This window comes from Bacillus sp. AFS023182 (assembly GCF_002560575.1).
Taxonomy (GTDB): Bacteria; Bacillota; Bacilli; order Bacillales; family Bacillaceae_G; genus Bacillus_A; species Bacillus_A arachidis.
The window spans coordinates 1-7504 of the sequence record NZ_NTRO01000130.1; the positions used below are offsets into that span (position 1 = coordinate 1).

The 7504-nt window shown below is 31.0% G+C and carries 6 protein-coding genes and 1 pseudogene; 5 read left to right on the forward strand and 2 right to left on the reverse strand.

Annotated features, from left to right (window positions below; all coding sequences use genetic code 11):
• The 5 genes from CN288_RS27530 to CN288_RS27555 all read left to right on the forward strand — a co-directional run.
• A partial coding sequence (locus tag CN288_RS27530; RefSeq protein ID WP_255260070.1) for a hypothetical protein occupies nt 1-651 on the forward strand: 651 nt, incomplete at its 5' end.
• A gap of 447 nt (nt 652-1098) precedes the next feature.
• On the forward strand, nt 1099-1806 hold the full coding sequence (locus tag CN288_RS27535) for an IS6 family transposase (protein WP_098303607.1): 708 nt from the start codon (nt 1099-1101) through the stop codon (nt 1804-1806).
• Between the two features lie 170 nt (nt 1807-1976).
• Entirely contained in the window at nt 1977-2561 is a 585-nt protein-coding gene (locus tag CN288_RS27540; protein WP_098303608.1) for a GrpB family protein, read from the forward strand.
• A 1061-nt stretch (nt 2562-3622) separates the two neighbouring features.
• Nucleotides 3623-4348, forward strand: coding sequence for a YiiX/YebB-like N1pC/P60 family cysteine hydrolase (locus tag CN288_RS27550; protein ID WP_098303610.1), 726 nt, complete (start codon nt 3623-3625; stop codon nt 4346-4348).
• A gap of 27 nt (nt 4349-4375) precedes the next feature.
• Nucleotides 4376-5428: a hypothetical protein gene (locus CN288_RS27555; protein WP_098303611.1), complete on the forward strand. Its 1053-nt coding sequence runs from the start codon at nt 4376-4378 to the stop codon at nt 5426-5428.
• Between the two features lie 110 nt (nt 5429-5538).
• Here the strand turns inward: CN288_RS27555 and CN288_RS27560 are convergent.
• A pseudogene (locus tag CN288_RS27560) lies at nt 5539-6245 on the reverse strand (IS6 family transposase).
• Between the two features lie 217 nt (nt 6246-6462).
• Nucleotides 6463-7137, reverse strand: a complete 675-nt coding sequence (locus CN288_RS27565) for a recombinase family protein (RefSeq protein ID WP_081811007.1) — start codon at nt 7135-7137, stop codon at nt 6463-6465.
• Nucleotides 7138-7504 lie beyond the last annotated feature (367 nt).

Below are 7504 nucleotides of genomic sequence, written 5' to 3' on the forward strand. Positions count from 1 at the left end.
AGAGTTTATGGATTAAAAATGGATGCTAATTCTAAACATAAAATTTTAAAAGCTGATGGTACATGGCTTAAGGTTGGAGAAGAATATGAAAAAACAGGTAACAAAGGAGAAGTATTATATACAATAGCAATTCCTAAAAACGATCCAATTTTAGAAGATACTAAACTGAAAAAAGAAGTAAATTGGAAGTTGATTGATTCAAATATAGTAGATAAAAATTCAGGTTATCATTGGTCTAAAGCTGTTACAAGTGGTATATCTCATAATGTAACTGTAGGATTATCTTATACAATTGGGATGGAAGTAGGACTTGAAGGGATTGCAACAGTAAATCAATCATTAACTGCAAGTTTCGGTTATGGTGTTACTTTAAATTCAGAAGAGACAGTTACGAAAACATTTGATTTTAATCCAAAATATGATTACGCATATGATCAGTACAGAACAGCCTTATATCAACAAGTAGCAACGTATTCAGTTGTTCCAGGAGAAAAATTACAAAAATGGATGTCTGAACAAAATGGTGTTTGGGATAATCTTTTTGGTCAACTTGGTGAGGAATTTAAGGGTCTTACAAGTCCGACAGAATATAAAGTGAAAACCTCCGTTGACTATCCAGTAGATGTTTTAGTTGCTCTTACTTCAAAATAATAAAAAAGCTAGCATTATGCCAGTTTTTGCACCAAATAAACTATATATATAAATGAAATACATTCCTCCATAATCAATAAGAAAAAGAGAGATAAAGCACTTCATAATATGTTTTATCTCTTTTTTTGCATTTCTTATTTAAAGTAAATTTACCACGTATTTCAGTAAGAACTACAGATTGCACTTTAACAAATATTACATCTTATTTATTGTAAAAAATATCTAAATTTAATTGTTTTCAAAATAAATGATTAGAATCGAAACGTTCTAAATGCATTTAAGAATTATAGTTATATATAACCATAATTTCATATTTTTATAACATATATAAACTAATTATAAATATAGGCCATTAGGTAAGAACCCTACATTCTTCGGTTCTGGTGCAAAAAATCTATAAAACTTGGACATACTGATATTATCAATCTACAAAAGGACGTGATCAGTATGAAAAAGCAAAATTCATTTAAGTGGAAACATTATCAACCTGATGTGATTATATTAACAGTCAGATGGTACCTACGGTACAGCCTAAGCTTTCGTGATTTAGTGGAAATGATGGAAGAACGAGGCTTATCTATTTCTCACACAACCATTATGCGGTGGGTACATCAATATGGTCCTGAGTTAGATAAACGAATTCGGCGCTATCTTAAACAAACGAATGACTCCTGGAGAGTCGATGAAACATATATCAAAGTAAAAGGTCAATGGATGTATCTATATCGTGCAGTGGATTCCAAAGGAAACACGATTGATTTTTATCTCAGTGAAACAAGAGACACAAAGGCTGCAAAGCGCTTCTTCAAGAAAGCTTTGTGGTCTTTTCATGTTTCACAACCGTGTGTGATAACTATTGATAAGAATCCCGCCTATCCTGTAGCAATTGAAGAGTTGAAGAATGAAAAAAAGATGCCTGTGGGCATCCAAATAAGGCAAGTGAAATATCTTAATAACATCGTGGAACAAGATCATCGTTTTATCAAGAAACGAGTTCGCTCTATGTTAGGACTTAAATCACTTCGTACAGCTAATTGCATTTTAAGTGGCGTCGAAGCTATGCATATGATGAGAAAAGGGCAACTTCACCAAAGGGTGAAGTCTGCCCGAAATGAAGCTGAATTCATTCATAAATTGTTTGGATTAGCTGTTTAACCTCTCAGTTAACAGAACATTGCCGTTCTATGTTTCTGGTAAAGTATTTTTGCACCAGAACCCGTATTTTTGTTGATTTAAAATAAAGTCCAATAATTTGTAAAAAAGATTGATAACTTAAAATAAAGTTTGATAAAAACGATTAACTAAGTAAAATGGGGGATTGTATTATGGGTAAGAGTTTATCAGAAATGTCACTTGAAGAATTGTGGGAACTGTTTCCGATTATACTGAAAGAACATAATCCAATATGGAAAGATTGGTATTTACAAGAAGAAAAATTACTTAACAATATAATCGGTAATCAATATATTGAGCGAATAAATCACATAGGAAGCACTTCTGTTAATGGGTTATTAGCAAAGCCAACGATAGATATATTGATTGAAATAACAGAAGACTGCGATTTGAAGTTTTTAGTGAGTAAGTTAGAGAAAAATGGATATATTTTAGAAAAGCAACCACAAAAGCCAATACCTCATATGATGTTTATGAAGGGCTATACAGCAAAAGGATTTTCCGAAAAAGTATTTCATCTTCATGTTAGGTATTTAGGTGATTGGAATGAATTGTATTTTAGGGATTTTTTACAACTGCGTAAAGATATTACCCAAGAATATAGTAACTTAAAAATGAGCTTAATAGACAAATATGAACATAACAGAGATGGATATACTAAAGCAAAAACAGAGTTTGTTAACAAATACACTAAAATTGCGAAAACTAAATTTGAAAACAAATACACTCCAAACTAATAAGCATTTTATTTCCAATTGAACTTTTTTATAAAGCAAGTCCTTGATATGCCAGCAAGGAATCCATTTTAATCAATCTTTTTTCAAAATGGATCCTTTTTATTTATCATAAAATGCTGATTCGTGAGGTATTTTTACTCAAACTTTATTCCAAAGCTACATTTTTTTCATTTTGGGAGGTATTTTGTTTTGTTAGCTTGATAGCGATGGGGTAGCACCACACATCCAGCAACTTAAGAATTTAATAACACTCTAAACAAAAAAATGTACATTTTCTCCTGGATATGTACATTTTTTTGTTTAGAGATATTTGCTTTTCTTAGCTTGATTGTGATGTAGCGAGAACAAGATATTACAAACCTAACAAGAGAGGATCCGTTTATAGGGTCTTCTTTTGTTAGGTATAAATAACTAATTTATTTGATGATTAAATAGAAAGAGTGTAATTTGTTGTACTGGAGTCAGTGTAAAAAAGGCTATAATATCTATTTTTGTATCCTAGCTATAATATAGTCCCTAGAATAAAATTAGCAAGTAAGATGTTCATTATTAGTATTTCATTTTACATTGATTTCTTTTTCACTTTAAATTTCCTGTTAAAAAAAATTATTATTAATTTACTAGTTATATATGACATAAAAAAATATATAAAATATGCTATAACAAAATTATTTGCTACAACATTCATTTGTTTATAGATGTATATAAAGAAAATTGCTAATATAATTCCCAATAATATTGGTGCAACAAAGACTTTCCTTACAATAATTGTGATTACGATACTTAACAATACACAGGTTAAAGGAATGTAGAAAATTAGCATTTCAAAAAAACCTTGGGTTGACTTAAAGTATTCCATAAAAGCTTCCATAATACACATCCTTTTTGCATAAGTTTATCATGAATTAATATCAAAAAACTTTGTCTTGTCTTTTTATCAACAAAAATTGTAATGAAATAAAAAACATCTTCCAACATTATATTCCAATTAATTGCTTTTTATTCCAAAATATGGCTTTAAAATATATAATAGAATTTTATATTATAAAGGGGATGGAATTATGAAAAAAAGAATGGGGATACTTCTAACTAGTTTGTTCCTAATGTTACCAACGATCGCTAGTGCTGAAAAAGAAAAAGATTGGCATTTAGTGGAACCTAGTAACCCGGGAATTGAAGCGAAATGGTTAGAAGAATTAGGGCCTGAATTTCAACAAGAGTACAATACTTATAACGTTCAACAAAAAAAAGAAATATTAAGTGAATTCTATAAGGCTTCTAAAAAAACAGAAGAATTTAAAAAACAGCTTGCAAATAATGAAAACGGTAAATCTTTAACTCAGCAGGCATCGAGTAGATGGACTGGCTCTGGTATGGGCACAATGGGAGATGCTCTTGTTTCTTTAGATAATGGTAGTAGTAGTTTTCGGTGGGGGCATGCAGGAATTGTAGCAGATAATAATGCGTATGTATTCGAAGCAAATCCAGGCGAAGGTGTTCGAAGAAAAGCGAATTACTGGAACACTTATTATAATAGTAAATATGCTTTGTATGTAAAAGGTGCAAGTACTAGTTCATATCAAGGAGCACAGCATTATGGATGGCAACAATGGAGAAATGGAAAACCTTATGGTTTGTCAATGAATAAAATGGACGAATCTTCTTACTATTGCTCTAAATTAGTATGGCGGGCTTGGAAAAATGAAGGTTTTGATATAGATGCAGATGGAGGCCCTACAGTTTGGCCGGTAGATATATTAAATTCAAACCAAACAGTATCATATTAAAGCCATTTTAATTTAAAGGAGCAAATAATGAAGAAAATAAAAATTATACTATTAACTATAGTAATAATTGCTTCCTCTATAACAGCTATATATTATTTTCTTTTAAAAAGCAATGAAAATCATGTATCCGTGCAAGGTCAAAAATCAACAGCATTTAAGGATATCGGAGTTCTTTATATGAAACCAGGCGTGATACCTAATAGTGAATTTGTATTTATAAAAGATCCGGAAGATGAAATTGTTACAAAGAAAATAACTGGTACTGATTATTATTTTGAAGAAACTATCAAAAATAAAGGAGAATTTGTTTTATCTTCCGTTACCAATGGTAATCGTGCTTTTATTGATTCAAAAAATAAAGTTGAATTGGCACGGGAAAAAGAAAAATCTGGAGTCTCTGCTATTTATGAAGATGAGAATTTAGTAATTAAAGGATTAAATGATGATTTGAAAAACTCAACACTACTTATTAAAAGCAATAAGATTAATCACGAGATTAAATTAGTGGGTTATATCACACAAATTGATTATGATCAATCAAAGCATACAGCTTACATTTTTAATGATTTTACCCATGAGCAGAAAAGTGTTCTCTATACAGTTAATGTTGAAACGGGAGAATTAAAAGAATATAGTTTTGATGCCTTTGGTTCACCTAAAAATTTTATTAAAACTAGTGATGAAATCATTTTTAGTTCTGAAAGAAAACTCAGTATTTTTAACAAGAGTACTCTAACTACAAGATACATCGAGCTACCTTATTCTAATACAGTTGGAGTACATGCTTACGAAGATAAATACTATGTAACTTTTGTTGAAGGACATATTGTAGAATATGATAAAAATTTCAACTTATTGAAAGAATATAAAAACTCAAAGGATTCGAAGGTATTTAGAACTAAATTAACAGGTCATTACCTATACTCTTTATCACCAGGAAGTTTCACTGAAAACGGCGAGAATATTTTATATGCTCATGATTTAAAGGGAAACTTGAAAGAGAGTCATTTAATTTTACCGAAAAAAGAAATGTTTTCTATAGATTTTAAAATACTAAATTCAAGTTCAGACAATTCTTAGAATCCTTTATATTAAGGGTTCTTTTTTTGTTTCAAAAGGATATCCTAGAATCGGTTCTGGTGCAAAAATAAAAGAGAATAAAATGCATATATTCCTAACAGAATCGTACCTTATGCTGCAAGTCCAAACAATTGATGAATGAATTTTTTCTGGTTTTGGACAGACTGGTTCCATAAATCAATCTGTTCTTTTTTAATCATATGTATAGCTTCTACTCCAGAAAGAGTGGATGTAGCTGTGTCAAAACATTTGAAACTTAGCAATAGAGCGGATTCACTTCTTTATAAAGCGATGATCTTGTTCTACTATGTTATTCAAGTACTTTTGTTGTCTAAGTTGCATACCATCAGGTATGCTTTTCTTTTTTCATCTGTTGAATTGCTATAGGATAAACCGGATTCTTATCGACTGTTATAACACGAGGTTTTGAAACATGAAAAGACCGCAAAGCTTTCTTGAAAAAGCGCTTTGCAGCCTTCTGGTCTCTTGTTTTGCCTAGGCAAAAATCGATTGTGTTTCTTTTTGAATCAACAGCACGATACAGGTACATCCATTGATCTTTTACTTTGATATATGTTTCATCGACTCTCCAAGAATCATTTGTTTGTTTAAGATGACGTCGAATTCGTTTGTCCAATTTAGGACCATACTGATGAACCCAACGCATGATGGTCGTATGAGAGATAGATAGTCCTCGCCCTTCCATCATTTCTACAAGGTCACGTAAGCTTAAATTGTGCCGTAGGTACCATCTCACCATTAACATAATAACTTCTGGTTGATAGTGTTTCCATTTGAATGCACTTGGTTTAGACATACTTCATCCACATCCTTTTTAGATTAGTAGTATTAGTATGTCCAAGTTTGATAAATTTTTTGCACCAGAACCGTTTTTTTCGTTATGGGGGTAATGATTTTTCTTAGCTTGATGGTGATGGGGTCCCGCCCACATTTTAACGAAAATATACGTTAAGCAAAATTCGACATAAAATGAGCCGAATTTCCTACTCTAAGGAATATTCGGCTCATACGCTTTATTTAGGCTGTAATTTGTTCTCTTCATATTCTTTGAGCATCTTATAAAAAGTATTTTTCTTAAGTTCTAGTAGTTCCATGAATTTAACGCTCGTTATTTCTCTTTTTTTCCACTTTGGATAAGTTTCTTCTATTATAAATAGTTGCTTTGGGCTTAATGTTGAAAGGTTAAGTGGAGGGCGCCCTAAATGTTTTCCTTGAGCTTTGGCCACAGCAATACCTTCCGCTTGTCTCTGATGAATTTTTTTACGCTCTTGATCTGCAACATAGGAAAGTAAAGATAAGAATTGGTCTTCCATTAATCTTCCCATATCACCCATCTCACGAAATTTACGACTATCAAACAATGTTTCATTTTCTAAAACAACAATATCAGCTTGTAATTCCCTTGTTATGTATTTCCACTCCGAAATTACTTCATCATAGTTACGCCCCATACGATCTAAAGCATCTATGTAAACAATATCACCTGTACTTAGTACTTTTCGTAATAATTGATACTGAGGACGATCAAAATGTCGTCCACTTGCTTTATCGACAAAAATACGTCGAGCTTCCACTCCTCTTTCCATCATCTTATGTAATTGGCGTTGTTCATTTTGATCTTTTGTACTTACACGTATATATCCATAAATATTTGCCACGTTTGATATTCTCCTTACATTTGTTACCACAATTATACCACTTTCGTTTATAAAGGTATTCATTAAAAATAAACGTTTATAAAATGTTTTATATTACCTTTGTAAACTTGATGTTTCAATGTTTCATAGATATTCTTCGATTGTTTAAAAAGGTATACCTTTACAAACAGTGTTCACTTTTTAGGACAGTTCATATTTAAAAAGTAAAACCCACCGTTAAATATCCAAATAAAAACCCAGTGATATCATGGACATGTACTGATATCACTGGGTTTTATGAGTTTAACATTTTGTATCTTTTTTAAAGACTCACTAATTCTAACTTTTTGCATAACTAATGTAAGGATTAAATTTCTAAACATTTACAATATTTAGTGTAGATAATATCAATTTACTA

What these genes read in the sequence shown, in the direction of transcription:
- CN288_RS27535 (WP_098303607.1), top strand. Translation starts at nt 1,099, where the DNA reads ATGAAAAAGCAAAATTCATTTAAGTGGAAACATTATCAACCTGATGTG.
- CN288_RS27540 (WP_098303608.1), top strand. Translation starts at nt 1,977, where the DNA reads ATGGGTAAGAGTTTATCAGAAATGTCACTTGAAGAATTGTGGGAACTG.
- CN288_RS27550 (WP_098303610.1), top strand. Translation starts at nt 3,623, where the DNA reads ATGAAAAAAAGAATGGGGATACTTCTAACTAGTTTGTTCCTAATGTTA.
- CN288_RS27555 (WP_098303611.1), top strand. Translation starts at nt 4,376, where the DNA reads ATGAAGAAAATAAAAATTATACTATTAACTATAGTAATAATTGCTTCC.